13 protein-coding genes are annotated in these 15804 nt (G+C 54.8%); 9 read left to right on the forward strand and 4 right to left on the reverse strand.

The features are described from left to right. Positions 1 to 146: 146 nt before the first annotated feature. On the reverse strand, positions 147 to 1268 hold the full coding sequence (locus ACI1P1_RS13770; protein ID WP_416217137.1) for a D-alanyl-D-alanine carboxypeptidase family protein: 1122 nt from the start codon (positions 1266 to 1268) through the stop codon (positions 147 to 149). Positions 1269 to 1530: 262 nt separating this feature from the next. Between ACI1P1_RS13770 and namA the strand changes: the two genes are divergently transcribed. The 9 genes from namA (at position 1531) to ACI1P1_RS13815 (ending at position 14020) form a co-directional block, all read left to right on the forward strand. After that, positions 1531 to 2553, forward strand: coding sequence for an NADPH dehydrogenase NamA (gene namA / locus ACI1P1_RS13775; protein ID WP_416216973.1), 1023 nt, complete (start codon positions 1531 to 1533; stop codon positions 2551 to 2553). 182 nt (positions 2554 to 2735) lie between these two features. Next, complete coding sequence (locus tag ACI1P1_RS13780) at positions 2736 to 5978, forward strand: glycosyl hydrolase (protein ID WP_416216974.1); 3243 nt, start codon at positions 2736 to 2738, stop codon at positions 5976 to 5978. A gap of 64 nt (positions 5979 to 6042) precedes the next feature. Beyond that, positions 6043 to 7560 (forward strand): glycoside hydrolase family 28 protein, encoded by a 1518-nt coding sequence (locus tag ACI1P1_RS13785; protein ID WP_416216975.1) that lies wholly within the window; start codon positions 6043 to 6045, stop codon positions 7558 to 7560. Between the two features lie 460 nt (positions 7561 to 8020). After that, entirely contained in the window at positions 8021 to 9076 is a 1056-nt protein-coding gene (locus ACI1P1_RS13790; protein ID WP_416216976.1) for a polysaccharide deacetylase family protein, read from the forward strand. A 179-nt stretch (positions 9077 to 9255) separates the two neighbouring features. Beyond that, the gene (locus ACI1P1_RS13795) at positions 9256 to 9990 is read left to right on the forward strand and encodes an ABC transporter ATP-binding protein (RefSeq protein WP_416216977.1); all 735 of its coding nucleotides are present in this window, start codon (positions 9256 to 9258) and stop codon (positions 9988 to 9990) included. Next, positions 9987 to 11027 (forward strand): ABC transporter permease, encoded by a 1041-nt coding sequence (locus ACI1P1_RS13800; protein ID WP_416216978.1) that lies wholly within the window; start codon positions 9987 to 9989, stop codon positions 11025 to 11027. Before ACI1P1_RS13795 ends, ACI1P1_RS13800 begins: the two co-directional genes overlap by 4 nt. Positions 11028 to 11080: 53 nt before the next feature. After that, positions 11081 to 11746: a TetR/AcrR family transcriptional regulator gene (locus ACI1P1_RS13805; protein ID WP_416216979.1), complete on the forward strand. Its 666-nt coding sequence runs from the start codon at positions 11081 to 11083 to the stop codon at positions 11744 to 11746. Positions 11747 to 11991: 245 nt separating this feature from the next. Continuing rightward, positions 11992 to 13464: an aminotransferase class I/II-fold pyridoxal phosphate-dependent enzyme gene (locus ACI1P1_RS13810; RefSeq protein WP_416216980.1), complete on the forward strand. Its 1473-nt coding sequence runs from the start codon at positions 11992 to 11994 to the stop codon at positions 13462 to 13464. A 136-nt stretch (positions 13465 to 13600) separates the two neighbouring features. After that, positions 13601 to 14020 carry a DUF1885 family protein gene (locus tag ACI1P1_RS13815; protein WP_416216981.1) on the forward strand — a complete coding sequence of 140 codons (420 nt, stop codon included), beginning with the start codon at positions 13601 to 13603 and terminating at the stop codon, positions 14018 to 14020. A 72-nt stretch (positions 14021 to 14092) separates the two neighbouring features. On the opposite strand, the gene ACI1P1_RS13820 is transcribed toward ACI1P1_RS13815, so the two are convergent. The 3 genes from ACI1P1_RS13820 to ACI1P1_RS13830 form a co-directional block, all read right to left on the reverse strand. Beyond that, the gene (locus ACI1P1_RS13820; protein ID WP_416216982.1) at positions 14093 to 14395 is read right to left on the reverse strand and encodes a DUF1292 domain-containing protein; all 303 of its coding nucleotides are present in this window, start codon (positions 14393 to 14395) and stop codon (positions 14093 to 14095) included. 80 nt (positions 14396 to 14475) lie between these two features. After that, positions 14476 to 14970, reverse strand: a complete 495-nt coding sequence (locus tag ACI1P1_RS13825) for a hypothetical protein (RefSeq protein WP_416216983.1) — start codon at positions 14968 to 14970, stop codon at positions 14476 to 14478. 131 nt (positions 14971 to 15101) lie between these two features. Beyond that, positions 15102 to 15713 (reverse strand): stalk domain-containing protein, encoded by a 612-nt coding sequence (locus ACI1P1_RS13830; RefSeq protein ID WP_416216984.1) that lies wholly within the window; start codon positions 15711 to 15713, stop codon positions 15102 to 15104. Between the last annotated feature and the right edge of the window lie 91 nt (positions 15714 to 15804).

Here is a 15804-nt window from a genome sequence, read left to right on the forward strand (position 1 = left end):
TCCTCTATCTGGCTTGTGAGACACATTCTACACCCAAGAAATGGATTCCTGCCTGCCGACAAAACTAGAAGAAAACAGCCAGAAAGTGCGGGTGCCTTCTCCAAAAACAGGCAGGATTTGCGAAGGACAGCAGGCTAACGCCCTCGTTAATCCAGGAAGAACAGCCGTCCCGCCGTACGCTTCAGCATATCCCAGAAGCCGGCTTCGGGGATGTCCATGGGAGCCTCCACGGGGAACTCCGTCAGCTTCTGATCGCCCTTATATACGATAATCTTGCCGATAGGCGTTCCTGCTGCGATGGGAGCCTTCAAGCCCTCATCCAGCTGCAGCTCGTGGCGGAGATCTTGGCCGGCTTCGCCCTTCTTCAGGAGCACGCTGTATTGATGCGGAGCGGTCAGCGGGAAGGTTTCGGGCTTGCCCTTTTTCACCTTCACATCGCCTAAGGCATCACCGGTTTTCACGATCAGCTGATTGGTATATTGAGAGAACGCATAATCGAAGAGCTTAGTGACCTCGGCGTTGCGTGTTTTCGTATCCGGTTCGCCCAGAACCACCGTCACCACACGGAAATTATCCCGTTTGGCCGTAGCGGACAGACAGAATTTCGCTTCGCCGGTATAACCGGTTTTCAGGCCGTCGGCTCCCGGATAGAAACGCACCAGCTTATTGGTATTCACCAGCCAGAAGGGTTTGGCCGAATCCTTCCGCAGATAATCCTGGTATTGGCTGGTAAATTGGGTGATGCCTTCATGCTTCAGCAGCTCTCGGGACATAATGGCGATATCACGGGCTGTGGTGTAATGATTATCCGCCGGCAGACCGTTGGGGTTTACAAAGTGGGTATTGTTCATGCCCAGCTCCTTGGCCTTATCGTTCATCATCTGCACGAAGCCTTGCTCCGACCCGCCCAGCTTCTCGGCCATGGCCACAGAGGCGTCATTGCCGGAGGCCATAGCAATGCCCTTCAGCATATCCTGGACCGTCATCTCCTCCCCAACCTCCAGGAAAATCTGCGACCCGCCCATGGATGCCGCATATTCGCTGGTCCGGACCTTTTCATCCATCGCCAGCTTGCCTTGATCAATGGCCTCCATGGTCAAGAGCATGGTCATAATCTTCGTAATACTGGCCGGGGGCAGCTTCTCGTCGGGATTCTTCTCGAATATGACAGTACCCGTATCCGCATCCATCAGAATGGACGAGCGGGCATTGGGGCTAAGGTCCACAGGGGCGGCCTGCTTCTCCTCGGCCAAAGCGTAAGGCATCATGATTCCAGCCAAAAGCAGACATACTAGTGTGGTCAATCCTATCTTTCTTGGCATCGGTTCTCAATTCCCTCCTAAAAAAATGTCGCAGATCCACATCCTGCTTACCAGTATCGCCCATTTCTGTGGAAAATATTCTCATTCCGCAAAATGCAGGCGGTTCATTTGCGCATTCTCCGAGGATGAATTACGATTAGTCTTATCGATTAACCCTCTATTAAATGAATAAGAAACTATTTTTTTCTGCCCAAAAGGAGGCTTTCCTATGAACACACTGTTTTCCCCTGCCAAAATCGGCGGGGTTGAGCTGAAGAACCGGATTGTCATGTCCCCCATGTGCATGTATTCCGTCCACAAGGAGGACGGCATTGTCACCCCCTGGCACGTCACACACTACGTAAGCCGCGCTGTTGGCCAAGCGGGCCTGATCCTTCTGGAATCCACTGCCGTGCTCCCCGAGGGACGGATCAGCGTCCGGGATTTGGGGATTTGGGAGGACAGCCAGGTGCCTGCACTCACGGCACTGGTCGAGGCTATCCATGAAGCCGGCTCCAAGGCAGGCATCCAACTGGGTCATGCGGGCCGCAAAACCACCGCAGCAGACAAAGGTGTTGCCCCGTCCCCGGTGGCATTCCCGGATATGCCTGTACCGGAGGAGCTGACAGCCGAAGGGATCGCCCAGGTGATCGCCGCCTTTGCAGCCGCTGCCCGGAGAGCGGTGCTGGCAGGCTTCGACGTGGTGGAGCTGCACGCCGCACATGGCTATCTGCTGAACGAGTTTTTGTCCCCCTTGACCAATCACAGACAGGATCAATACGGCGGCTCCCGGGAAAACCGCTTTACGCTCCTCCGCCAGGTGATTGAGGCTGTGAAGAGGGAAAAGCCGAGGTCCCTGTTTGTCCGGATTTCGGCAGAGGAATATGCAACCGGCGGCAATACCAGGGAGGACATCCTCTACTTTGCCCGGGAGATGAAAGCCCTGGGCGTGGACCTGATCGATACCAGCACAGGGGGCGTAGTGCTCGCGGATATTAAGTATTACCCGGGCTACCAGGTGCCTTATGCGGCCGAAATCCGCAAGGAGGCGGGCATTGCTACCGGAGCGGTGGGTCTGATCAGCACCGGGGGCTACGCGGAGGAGGTTCTGGCTTCGGACCAGGCCGATCTGATTTTCATCGGGCGGGCGTTTCTGCGTGATCCCTATTGGCCCCGGACCGCTGCCGCAGAGCTTGGGATTTCTATAAAGGCTCCCGCTCCCTACGAACGTGGCTGGGTTACAAGGGCGTAAGATAGGAAAAGGTAAAGACCTGCTCTCGCGAGCGGGTTTTTTTGGCGTCCGGAGGGGCTATAGCAAAAAAGTGCGAATCCAGTCCAAACCGCAGCAAGAAATGAAGATTGCCGGAAAAGAGCAAAACCGCTACATTGTAAGGGTATGGACTTGGTTACAATCGAGACAGGAGGCAAACACAAGTGGAGGATGCTCTGTTTAAGAATCCCGGCAATGACTTCCGGATTATGCCCTTTTGGTTCTGGAACGGGAAGATGGAGGATGCGGAGATCGAACGGCAAATCCGCGAGATGGCGGATAAAGGGGTAGGCGGTTTTTTTATCTGCCCGCGCCAGGGATTGCAGATTCCGTACCTGTCGGAGAGTTGGTTCGCAAAGGTGCGTACGGCCATTCTTGCTGCCAAACAAGCCGGCTTGCAGGTATGGCTTTATGACGAATATCCCTATCCCAGCGGCATCGCCGGCGGGGAAGTGACACTGCTGCATCCGGACGCCAAGCACAAAACTCTCGTGGTTAAACAGGCCCGCCCCGCCGCCGGAGAGCTGGTGAAGCTGGAGCTGCCTTGGGCCAAGGTACTGTCCGCCAAGGCTGTCCCGCTAACCGAGGATGGCGGGTACATATGGGACGAAGCGGTTGATATCGCAGACTATATCGGCAATATCCAGACGGAGCCTATCTTCCAGAAAACTGGCCTGACCACATACAACCAGAAGCGTTTTTTTACATACAACACCCAATACGCTCTGGAATGGCAGTCTCCGGCTGACAGCGGTCCGTGGGAGGTTATGGTTTACCAGGAGGAGGAAATTCAGGACTTCAAGTATTACGGCACCTATGTGGACCCGTGTAACCGTGAAGCCATGGCGACCTTCATCCGGCTGACTCATGAGCGGTACGCCAAGTATTTTGGCGATGAATTTGGAGGTACGGTCAAGGGCATGTTCACCGATGAGGTGGGGCTCCTGGGGAGCATTCCCTGGTCCCCCAAGCTGGAGGAAGCCTTCCTTGCACGCAACGAGTATTCGCTTATCGCCCACCTGCCTGCTATCACCCATGAAGCGTATCCCGATGCTCCTCGCATCCGGTATGACTATTACCAGACGGTCCATGAGCTGATGACCGGCTCTTACCACAAGCAGGTATATGACTGGTGCGAAACACATGGGCTTCAATATGTAGCCGAGGTGCCCTCCTTCCGGATGACCACCCAGCGGTTCAGCCATATTCCCGGAGGCGACAGCGCCCACGAGAAACTGGGACGTCCCCTGCCGTGGGTACTCCGGCGGTATGCCGCCAGCTTCAGGGACAATCCCAAGATGGCCAGCTCCATTGCCCGCCAGTTGGGCAGAGAGCGTTGTCTGGACGAATGCTTCCACAGCGTCGGCTGGTCCATGAACCTGCAGGACGCCAAGTGGATGATTGACCGGATGGCGGCCATGGGCACCAATATGTATACGTTTCATGCTTTTTTCTATACGGTGGACGGGCTGACCCAGCATGATGCGCCTCCCTCCCAATTCTACCAAAATCCCTATTGGCCAAATTTCAAGGGGTTGGCGGATTATGCGGCACGCCTGAGCTACATCATGTCTGCAGGCAAGGCGGATATCCGGATCGCATTGCTTGATCCTACCACCTCCATGTGGACACACCGCTCCAATCCTTTGCATCATTTTGAGTACGCTGGAACCAGTGCTGTGGAGCGTCAGGCCATGGAACGGCTGAAGGAAGCCTGGACACAGCTTTCCTGTCATCTGCTGCAGACCCGGCGGGATTATGACCACATGGACCCGGAGATTTTGGCGGAAGCGACTGTGGAGGACGGCTGTTTAGTCATCGGCAAGGCAAGCTATTCGGTATTGGTGCTGCCTCCGTTAACGAATTTGGAGTCGGCGGCATGGACGAAGCTGCAGGAGTTTGCTGCGGCGGGAGGCAGGATTATCGCTATGGGCAGCCTGCCGTCGGAGCTGATTCAAGAAAGCAGTCCGGTGGCAGCGGATGCTGCGGCATTGTTCCATGAAGTGGCGCCGGGTGCGGAGGAAACCAACCAGGTGGAATTGGCACGTTGCTGCTTCATTCCTTATGCGGAAAAGACAGAGGAATTGGCGCTGCCCGTGCTGGATGCGCTGCTGGACCTTGCTCTGCCCAGAGCCGTTACCCTGGACTTCGGCAGTGAGGAGGCTCCTTTTCTCCTGCAAAGCCGGTTTATGCCGGACGGATCATATGTGGTGTTCGCTGCCAACCAGGAAGGACAAACCCACAGCTGCACTATCCGGCTGGAGCCCGCCCAGATCTGGGGAGATACCTTCGGACAGGTGCTCATACAGGCCGAGTGGCTGGATTTGGAAACCGGAGAGGTGCAGCCCTTATTTACGGAGGAAGCGGGCATGGAAATCTCCATTGCCCGTGAAGTGGCTCCCTACGGGTCCTTCCTGCTCCGGCTTCGTCCGGCGACTTCAGAAGGTACAGGGGCGAACGCAGACCTTGCGGAAGCAGTTGGCAGAGCAGCAGCCGCCTCTACCAAAACCTGGAGCCTCAGATTAGGTGCTGAAGGGCCGTGGCAGCAGACCGCCCTTCAACCTAACGCCCTGCGCCTGGAGTTTTTCCAGCTATCTGTTGGCGATTCAGATGAGTCTGCTATCGTGGCCGCCAAGACTTTTATCGACCAATGTGAGGATCTGGCTCAGGAGGAGCGGCTTCCCCTTTCCTTCTCACAGATTTTCGGCACGCCCAAGAAGCTTAAGGTGGGCTACCCGCTGCAGTGTACCTACCGGACACGGTTCAATGTATCCCGCCTACCCAGGGAATGCAGCTTGTTGATGGATGAATCGGCCATCCGCGGCGGTTGGAGCCTGGAGTTGAACGGACATCCCTTCCAACCCGGCGATTTCCGGCAGGCTTTGATTTATGACAATTCCAACCTGCTCTGCAGGGTAGAAAACGCCCTTGTAGAGGGCTGGAATGAGCTTGTTGTTCATGTGAGCGTGAGCCATGATTGGGATGGTGTCACCGATGCGCTGTATCTGTACGGAGATTTTGGGGTGACCTTCGGGGAAAATGGAGCTCCTGTGCTTGGTGAACCTCCGGCAGAGGTGGACAGCTTGGTTATGGATACGTATTACCCGGGTTATCCATATTATGCAGGTGTGTGGTCCTTCCGCAAGAGCTTCGAGCTGGACGAGCTTCCTGAGGCGGACAGGCTGGCCTTAAGCTTCAGGGATTGGGCTGCCCATGATCCGGTTGAGGTCTTGCTGAACGGTGAGCCTCTGGGAGTCCGGCTTTGGTCCCCTTACACTTGGGAGGCGAATGCCAGTCTCTTGCGACAGGGTACCAATGAGCTGGAGGTGCGGGTGACCAGCACGCTCATCGGCTTATTGGAAGGCAAATATTTCGACTATATCCAGCACAAGGTGGAGCCGGTCTGATTGATTGTCAGCTCTGCCTGTAATGGACCTGCTGTTTACTAAACCTAGGAGGCTTAAAACACATATGATTAACATCAAGGATTTCGGCGCAATCGGGGACGGCACTACCCTCTCTACTGCAAGCATACAACAGGCCATCGACGCCTGCGCAGAGCAAGGAGGCGGTACTGTCCTCATCCCTGCGGGATCGTTTCTTACCGGCACCCTGATGCTCCGCTCCTATGTGGAGCTGCATCTGGCTCCCGCCGCGCGGCTCTTAAGCAGCATGGAGGAAGCGGACTTCGTCGCGCCGGAGGGTGAAGCCGGGCAATTCTTGAGCGAAGGCCAGGGAAATAAGGCGCTCCTCTGTGCCCGTCATGCAGTGAATATTGCCGTTACCGGTCTTGGTACAATCGATGGACGGGGCGAGCAGTTCCTGGAGCCGGAGGATGAAGGTTCGGACACGGTGCTGAAGATCATCCGTGAATTCCGTCCCAAGCTTATCGATCTGGAGGGCTGTGTGAATGTAGTTTTCCGGGACGTGCCCCTCTACCACGCCTCCTCCTGGGGCATGCACATGACCGGCTGCCGCCAGGTGACGGTAACTGGTGTGAAGATTCTCGGCCAGGTTCGTGGTCCCAACAACGACGGTATTGATCCCGACAGCTGTCAGGATGTGCATATCTCCAACTGCCATATCGAAACCGGCGATGACTGCATTGTGGTCAAAGCCACCAAATACGGCGCCGAGCGTTACGGAGCCTGTGAGAACATCACGGTCACCAACTGCACCCTGCAATCCCATGACTCGGCGATCAAAATCGGCACGGAAACCCATGGGGACATCCGCAATATCACCGTATCCAACTGTGTGATCCGCAATTCCAACCGGGGTGTGGGCATCTGGGTGCGGGACGGTGCAACCATGGAAAACATGCTGTTCTCCAATCTGTTTATTGAAACCCGCCTGTTCAGCAATGAGGAAGACACCAACCGGCGCCATGGCGGATGGTGGGGCAAATCCGAACCCATCTTCATGACCGCAGAACGCCGGAATAAGCCGGATGCCCCTGCTCCCGGTAAAATCCGCAATATCCGGTTCGATCAGCTCCTGATCGAGTCCGAGGGCGGCATGTTCATTGGAGGCTCCCCGGAGAGCATCATTGAAGGAATTACCATCCGGAACGTGAAGCAGACCATGCGGGTGAAAAGTGGCTATCCCGGCGGTGTGTTCGACACCCAGCCCTCAGATCGCGGCATCTTCCCCCACCCGGTGCCGGCCATGTATCTGAATTATGCCAAGGACGTAGCTCTGAGCGACGTGGAGATTCATTGGCAGGGCGAGCCTAATCGCCATTGGACCCAAGCCTTGGCGGCTGAGGATGTAGAGGATCTGCGGGTACGCAGCTTCCGCGGCACAGCGGCGAAACCCGACGTTAGCGCGCTGGAGATGACCCGTGTCACCGGTCTGAGGCTGTCCGACAGCACAGCGCTGCCAGAGACAGAGGTGTACCTGACCCTGGAAGAAACGGAGCTCTCCCGCTTGGAACTGGAGCGCAATGATCTGTCCGCGGCAGCGGTTCCCGTCCGCAAGTTGGATTAAACGCAAGGTAAAACATCGCAGGCTCCGGTTGCTGTATCCGGGGCCTGTTTTTGTACGTTTGGTGCTGAAGTCGCGGCCGTTAACGGAACTATGCGACCGTTAAAGGCAGATTTCCGCGTGTTGTCGCGGCTAACGGAACGGAGAAGCTCTTAGCCGGCTAAAACTACTTAATCGGAAGCTTTCTCCATCTCTAAAAGCCTCTGGGTTCCGTTAGCGCTCCAGAACGCCTCATTTTGCCACCTAACGGCTTCTGAGTTCCGTTAGGCGCTAAAGTTCCGCTAAGACGCCAGAATTCCATTACGACGCCATAGCCTCGTTACAGCGCAACACACCACAACACAAACCATTCCATCAAAGTGACCCCTTCCCGTCAGAAGAAATTGCCTTCTTATCAAGGGTCATGAATCCAATCTCCCGGGGCATGCTGAATATATGACCAAAGTGAATGGGAGTGAACGGATTGAACAGATGGATTCCCTTTTGCGCGGCATTCGTGCTGCTCCTAAGCGGCTGCATGGGTCGAACCGGGGAGAGGAACGTGTCCCCGCTGTCTGAGCCCGTCCCAACCGTATCGTTGGCCCAGCCGGCCCCGGTTCTTCCCAATCCTGCAGCAGCCATAGACTCTGTGCTTTCTTCCGCATCTCCGACGGCTTCACCCAGTCCGGTTCCGTCTCCTTCGGCTACCGCCCCTGCGGAAGTACCCTCGACTCCGCCCAGCCCGCCAGCCAAACCGTCAGATGCTCCTGCCGCGGCCAAGAAGGCGTCCCCCAAAAAGGACAAGCCTGCAGGCGCCCACAAGGCGGAGCAAGCGGCAGGCCGCAGCAAAGCCCATTCCGGCAGCGCCGGAGCGGCTAAGGCACATTCGCTGACAGAGCTGCGCCAGAAATATGCTGACAGCTTTATTTTCCGCGGAAGCAGCGCCAAACAGCAGGTTGCCCTCACCTTTGATGATGCGCCGGACACCCTATACACCCCACAGGTGCTGGATATTCTTAAAAAACACAACGTGAAGGCAACCTTTTTTGTCATTGGCAAGCTGGCCGAAAAACATCCGGAAATAGTAAAAAGGATTGCCCGTGAAGGTCATGTGCTGGGCAACCACACGTATAACCATGCCCAATTGAAAAAGCTCACCATGGACAAATTTATTGAGGATATCGAGAAGTCCGAAGCCGCCCTGTCCCCGCTGGCGGGTTATACGCCCCGGCTGATCCGTCCTCCATATGGTGCAGTTACCGATGATGAGCTGGCTTGGCTTAAGGATGAAGGGTATCTCACAGTCAACTGGAACGTAGATCCCGAGGATTGGCGTGGGGTATCCGGCGAGCAGGTGCTGAAGCGGTCCATGGAGGCGGCCAAGCCGGGGGCCATTATCCTGATGCACTGCGCTACCGGCCCGGACGGGAGCTTGCAAGGGACCATTGACGCTTTGCCCGAGCTGATCTCAGGTCTCCGAGCCAAAGGGTATGAGCTGGTCACCCTTCCGCAGCTGCTGGAAACCAATAAGGGTAAATAAAAGACCTGAAGAGAGCTGGCCCATCCAATGGGATAAGGACGGCTCTTCTTTTTCACAATATAATGAGTGATTACTCACTTTACAAAAGCCATTCGCCAGACTATAATCAACTTGTGAGTGATTACTCACTATACAGCCAGTCAACAGCTTGAAGTAGGTTCTTCTAAGGAGGAAAAACAATGGAAACAGACCGGACGATCTGTCTTCGAGCCGAGGGAGTCAGCAGGCGGTTCCAGGAAAAAGAGGTGGTCCACGGCATTCATCTGCAGGTTTACCACAAGGAAATCTTTGGTCTGCTGGGCCCTTCCGGCTCCGGCAAAACCACCCTGGTAAAAATATTGGCGGGGATCGATGAAGCGACAAGCGGGACGGTAACCGTTTTGGGCACCCTCATGCCTAAACTGGAGATGCTTACGAAAATTGGGTATATGGCCCAGTCGGATGCTATGTACAGCGAGCTGTCCGCCAAGGAAAATATGGAGTTCTTCGGTTCGTTGTTCGGACTAAAAGGCTCACGGCTGGTTAAGCGGATGGCGGAGGTTTTGGAGCTGGTGAATTTGACGGAGCATATGAAAAAGCCTGTTGCCTCCTATTCCGGGGGCATGAGGCGCCGGTTATCCCTGGCCATCGCTTTGATGCACCAGCCTGAGGTGTTGATACTGGATGAGCCCACCGTCGGTATCGATCCGGTGCTTCGCAAATCCATCTGGGATGAGCTGGAGAACCTTAGCCGCGGCGGCACCACCATTCTCGTTACCACCCATGTGATGGATGAGGCGGACAAATGCCATCGGCTGGGCATGGTCCGGGACGGCAGCCTGATTGCCGTAGGTACCCCGCAAGCGCTGAAGGACGACACGGGAAGCCATACCATCGAAGAGGCATTCCTGTATTACGGAGGTATCCGCGCATGAGAATCCGGGCCTTGATTATCCGCATATTGCGGCAATTTATCCGCGACAAACGTACCATGGCATTAATGATCGCCGCTCCCCTGCTCATTTTGACACTGATGTACCTGGTTTTTAACGGAGATACCTATGTCCCCAAAATCGGTACAGTGGGTGTTCCCGCCAACCTCTCTGCGGCTGTCGCCCAAAACGGTGCATCTGTAACGGAATACAGCTCTGTAACCGAAGCCGAAGCTGCTTTAGAAAGCCGAAAAGCGGATGCTTACCTGACCTTGGACGGCCAGAAGCCGCAGGTCAAGCTGGAAGGCAGCGATCCCTCCCGGAACCGGGCGGTGATGCTGCTGCTGCAGAAGACCTTCCAGACACAAGCCGCTGCTATGGCGCCCGCTGCTGCTGCCCCGGTTCCCGTGTTCAACTACCTGCACGGATCGGCAGACATGGCCTCCTTTGACAGCTTCGGTCCGGTACTCATTGGTGTGTTCGCCTTTTTCTTCGTCTTCCTGATCTCCGGCATCTCCTTTCTGAAGGAACGGACCAGTGGTACGCTGGAAAGGCTGCTGGCCACCCCTCTGCGGCGTTGGGAGATTGTCGCCGGTTACATTGCTGGCTTCGGTATTTTCACCCTGCTGCAGGCCGTTCTGATCGCCTGGTACTGCATCCAAGTGCTAGGTATGCTCATGGTGGGCTCCTTCTGGTACGTACTGCTGATTACCCTGCTCTTATCTGTCACGGCCTTAAGCTTCGGTACCTTCCTGTCGGCCTTCGCCAATACCGAATTCCAGATGGTGCAGTTTATCCCGCTGGTAATCGTGCCCCAGGTTTTTTTCTCCGGTCTGTTCGATCTGGAGAGCATGTCCGGGTGGCTGCGCTGGCTGTCCCATCTGATGCCCCTGAAATACGGCGCGGATGCCCTGCGCAATGTGATGATACGCGGACAGGGCTGGGACGCTATCGCGGTGGATGTGTATGTGCTGTTGGGGCTGTCGCTCTTTTTTATGGCAGCCAATGTGCTCGCATTGCGCAAGCACCGGAAAATATAGTAAGGTAGTGCAAGGAAAGTGTCATTTCTTGGCGCATTTAAGGGGGAACGTCTATGGCAGAGAATACAGAGCAATGGCTGGAGGACATGCTGCTGCTTATGGAAGGCAATGACGGAAAAAAAACGGAGAAGCAATTGAAGATCATTCAAGCCGCTACCGAAATTTTTTCCGAGAAAGGCTATTCAGCCGCTTCCACCAGCGAAATTGCCCAGCGTGCGGGGGTTGCGGAGGGCACCATTTTCCGCCACTACAAAACCAAACGGGATTTGCTCTTGTCCATTGTAGGCCCCATCCTGGCGAAAACAGTCGCCCCCTTGTTTATGCGGGATTTCGCCAAGGTTCTTGATCAGCCTTATACCGAAATTGAGGATTTCTATAAAACCGTGCTCCGTGACCGGCTGAATTTTGCACGCAAGAATGCCAAGATTCTGCGGATTGTGATTCAGGAGCTGCCGTTCCAGCCTGAGCTCTTGGGCCAGGTCAAGGTATTGTTCTCCCAATACGTGTTTGAACGGATCGGCCGTCTGTACGCACACTTCCAGGAGCAGGGCCAGATTATGGAGGCTCCCAGCTTTCGCATCATCCGTTTTAGCGTCACTACCATTGTGGGGATGGTGCTGACCCATTCGATTTTGCTGCCGGAAATCCCCATTGATGATGAGGAAGAAATCAACTGGACGATAGATGTGCTGATGCACGGCATTGCCAAACGCTCCTGATTTTGTTTAAAGCCTGCTGGCTATAGCCTCAGGTTTTTTATTTTTTTGTAAATGTTTAACCCCATTTCCTTCCATATCCGCAAGAAAACCAGCCAAAAACCGAAAATTTCTGTGTCCGTCCCCCCCTTTCTGTACAAAATTCCGCCAAAATCTAAAATTCTGCTTGCATCCTAGTTGCGATTTGATATACTCATTTTGTTTGATTTTTTTAGCGGCGAATCCGCAAGAGAGGAAGGGATGTTCTGATGGACCACCTGCAAGCCCCCTTATTCTCCACATTGCTTCGACATGCGGAGAATAATCCAGTCCAATTCCATATACCCGGCCACAAAAAAGGGGTTGGCATGGATCCTGAATTCCGGAATTTTATCGGGGACAATGCGTTGTCCATCGATTTAATCAATATAGCCCCGCTGGACGATCTTCACCAGCCGACGGCGGTAATCCGGGAAGCCCAGCGGCTTGCGGCGGACGCTTATAAAGCGGACTACACCATATTTTCCGTGCAGGGCACAAGCACGGTCATCATGACCATGATCATGGCCGTGTGCAATGAAGGCGACAAAATAATCGTACCGCGGAACGCTCACAAGTCTGTGCTGTCCGCCATCATTCTGGCGGGAGCCAAGCCGATCTTTCTGAAGCCCTTCCGCGATCCCATATATGGCATTGACCACGGGGTATCCACCCGCTCCGTCCGCCGCGCCCTGGAGAAACATCCGGACGCCAAGGCGGTTCTGGTCATCAACCCGACCTACTTCGGCATCTCGGCCGATCTCCGGGAAATCGTCGAGGTGGTCCACAGCTACGATATTCCTGTTCTGGTGGACGAAGCCCACGGCGCACTAATCGGCTTCAGCGACAAGCTGCCTTTGTCTGCGATGGAAGCCGGCGCGGATATGGCTGCCACCAGTATGCACAAGCTTGGCGGCTCCATGACCCAAAGCTCCATCCTGAACATGAAGGGCAACCGCATCAACTTCAAGCGTGTGCAGACGCTGTTCAGCATGCTGACCACCACCTCCACCTCGTATATCCTGCTGGCGTCCCTTGACACCGCGCGGCGCAACCTGGCGCTACACGGGGAGGCTATGGCCGATGAGGCCATCCGGCTCAGCAATTATGCCCGGGAGCGGATCAACGAAATTCCCGGCCTGCGCTGCTTCGGGCGGGAGATTCTCGGAGAAGGCGCCACCTATGATCTGGACCCGACCAAGCTGACCATCCACGTGCGGGAGCTGGGCCTGACCGGCTTTGATGTGGAGAACTGGCTGCGGGAGCATCATAACATTGAAGTCGAGATGTCCGACCTGTATAACATTCTGTGCTTCATCACCCCCGGGGACAATGTGGGGACCGTAAAACTGCTTCTGGCAGCCCTAAGAGAGCTGTCCGAGGAGAACTACAACATCCGCCAGGCTATGGAGCTGGTGGTCCTGGAGACGCCTCCTATCCCCCAATTGACCCTGTCACCGCGGGACGCCTTCTATGGCGATACCGAGCTGATCCCCTTCCGGGAATCGGCGGACCGGATCATTGCAGAATTCATCTATGCCTATCCTCCCGGTATTCCTATTCTGCTTCCGGGAGAGGTTATCTCCCAGGAGAACATCGATTATATTGTGGACCACGTAGAGGTGGGCCTGCCGGTCAAAGGACCGGAGGACCGCACGCTGGAGTTCGTGAAGGTGATTGTGGAAACCTCCGCTATCTTCTGATGTCCGCCATGCAAGAATCAGCATCCCGAATGTCTCCTCCGAGGCATCCGGGATGTTTTTTTGAATGAATGCGTTTTTAGTGATATGATACTAGTGACGAAATTGTGAAGGTACCGCTGCTGACGGAGGGATTGTTATGAGCCAGAATGCCTATATCAAGCTGGTGGAGGGATCTGCGGTGCCATCCGTATCCCTGGAGGATCTGAGGGAGCTCCTGAACGCTTACAGGAGCCAGCTGGAGCTGACAGCACAGCAATTGGACTGGGAATACGATGACAAGGGTTTTCCGTATACGATTGAAACCGCACCCAAAGGCAAGGATACCTGGTTTTACTTAAAAGGCAACCATCAGGCTTACCGGTACATTGTGACCGGAGTAGGTACGGAGGACAGCGATGGCCAGGAACGCCATTATATCCAAGTGGTGCTGCCGGACGGCGCCACCCACGGGGATAAGTCCAAGGCCAATGAATTCTGCAAGCATCTGGCCCGTAAGCTCAAGGCCGAGCTGCATCTGTTCAATGGCCGGGTGATGTATTACAACCCCCGCAAGTAGCCTGATATATCCCACTGCGAACGCAGCAAAGCCCGCTCCTGACCGGAGCGGGCTTTGACTTACAGGCATTATTTATTGTTGTTCGCTGGCAACGATCTCGTCATAAGCGGCAACAACCTTCTGCCACTCTTCATCGTTCTCGATGTTGACCAGGTAAGCGTCCTCGCCTTCCTGTTCAATACGGAAGATGACGCCGTCGGATTCCGGATTGTTCCGGTCAAGCAGCACAGCGTATACGTTCTCGTCGCATTCGAAGGAATAAACCATTACCATTTCGCGTTCGACGCCTTCTTCATCGGCAATCAAGAAGACTTCTTCTTCGTGTTCATGGTCATGATCATGCCCGCAACCGCAATCGTGGTTGTGTTCGGTCATTTGGAAACCTCATTTCATGTGATGTACGTGCTTCTTGTATCGTAACATTTTCCCAGAAGCAGGTCAATGAAGCTCCAAAATCAGTCGCCCTGCACCATCAGCAGATTCACGATTTTTTGTAGCCGCAGATATTCATTCTTCTTCAGATCCTTGCGGAAGTATGCGTAGAGATATGTCGCCTCGGGAAAGGACAAGCCGGGGTAACAGGCGATTCCTTCATTGGTATAGGGGTTGTTCATGACAATCTGCCACTCCCCTGCCCGCTCCGGCACCGCTACTGTGGACATCGCCTCCTGCTTATAGCCGATGTACCGGTCGAAATCCTCCCATACGGTCTCCCATGACGGACTGATGGCTCCGGGATCAGGGATCAGACGCCTGCCCTTCTCCACCAGCTCCTTCAATTGAGCCATTTGCTCCTCTTCCGCCTCGGCCAATCGCCGGCGCAAGCCGTCCAGCAGGTCGCTGAAGGCAGCATAGCCGCCACGGACAAGCTCCCCGCCCACCGCTGCACAGTCACCTTCACCGGCATTGGCGAAACGGTCAAACCAAACATTGCCACTGTTATGATTCATCAGTCAGTCACCTTCTTCAATCAGCATCTGGTATTGCGGATATGATACAAGAAAAGAGTCACCTGACGGCGACTCTTCTCAATGTAACATAATCGGTTTCGTTTTGGAAGGCGACCTGCGCTTGGCAGAGGTTACTCGGATACGATCAGCTTTTCGCCTACGGTTACGAAATCTCCGTCCACCTTAAGGGCGAACCGGACGGTATAATTCCCGGCTTCGGAGAATTTGATATTGAAGGCGGCGTTGGACCACAGATAATCATAGATGGATTCGGAGGATACCCGGCTGTCCAGCTCATTGCCGTTGGGATCCAGCACACTGATTTTGAAGCCGTCCACAGTGGTCTTGAGGGAATCCATCTGGACGAAAACGAAAAACCGGATATTGTACCCCAAGCCTACTTTAAAGAAGGGTTTGGAAATGCTGGTGACGGTGCCTTTCTTCTCATCCAGCTCCTGGGACACGATCATGTTCACATTGGGCCGGTAGATATTGGCCGTCTGACTGCCGTCATCCCACTTGATAAAGGAATTCAACGCCGATGCAGTCTCCCGCAAGGGCAGCATCGTTGCGCCATTCATCATGATCGCGGGAACCGCGCTGTTAATTGTTGATCCGTTGGCATTCACCTGGACCTTGGAATATCCTTCGTAGGAGCCCCACCGGGAGCCGGCAATCGCCGCTCCTCCGGCCACCAGGAAGAAGGCCAGCGTCAAAGCCGCCACTCTTCTGAATCTCGTCATTATGTACCTCCGCATGCTGAAGAAATTTGATACCAAGTTATACTCGGACAAACGGAAAGAGTTGCGAAGCAAGTTAATTTTTTCTTGAAAA

The organism is Paenibacillus mesotrionivorans (genome assembly GCF_046098205.1).
In the GTDB taxonomy this organism is placed as follows: Bacteria; Bacillota; Bacilli; order Paenibacillales; family NBRC-103111; genus Paenibacillus_AR; species Paenibacillus_AR mesotrionivorans.

Excerpts from the sequence above, each read along its gene's own strand:
- ACI1P1_RS13770 (WP_416217137.1), bottom strand. The coding sequence starts at position 1,268 with ATGATGCCTTACGCTTTGGCCGAGGAGAAGCAGGCCGCCCCTGTGGAC.
- ACI1P1_RS13825 (WP_416216983.1), bottom strand. The coding sequence starts at position 14,970 with ATGAATCATAACAGTGGCAATGTTTGGTTTGACCGTTTCGCCAATGCC.
- ACI1P1_RS13820 (WP_416216982.1), bottom strand. The coding sequence starts at position 14,395 with ATGACCGAACACAACCACGATTGCGGTTGCGGGCATGATCATGACCAT.
- ACI1P1_RS13830 (WP_416216984.1), bottom strand. The coding sequence starts at position 15,713 with ATGACGAGATTCAGAAGAGTGGCGGCTTTGACGCTGGCCTTCTTCCTG.
- namA (WP_416216973.1), top strand. The coding sequence starts at position 1,531 with ATGAACACACTGTTTTCCCCTGCCAAAATCGGCGGGGTTGAGCTGAAG.
- ACI1P1_RS13795 (WP_416216977.1), top strand. The coding sequence starts at position 9,256 with ATGGAAACAGACCGGACGATCTGTCTTCGAGCCGAGGGAGTCAGCAGG.
- ACI1P1_RS13815 (WP_416216981.1), top strand. The coding sequence starts at position 13,601 with ATGAGCCAGAATGCCTATATCAAGCTGGTGGAGGGATCTGCGGTGCCA.
- ACI1P1_RS13785 (WP_416216975.1), top strand. The coding sequence starts at position 6,043 with ATGATTAACATCAAGGATTTCGGCGCAATCGGGGACGGCACTACCCTC.
- ACI1P1_RS13800 (WP_416216978.1), top strand. The coding sequence starts at position 9,987 with ATGAGAATCCGGGCCTTGATTATCCGCATATTGCGGCAATTTATCCGC.
- ACI1P1_RS13805 (WP_416216979.1), top strand. The coding sequence starts at position 11,081 with ATGGCAGAGAATACAGAGCAATGGCTGGAGGACATGCTGCTGCTTATG.
- ACI1P1_RS13810 (WP_416216980.1), top strand. The coding sequence starts at position 11,992 with ATGGACCACCTGCAAGCCCCCTTATTCTCCACATTGCTTCGACATGCG.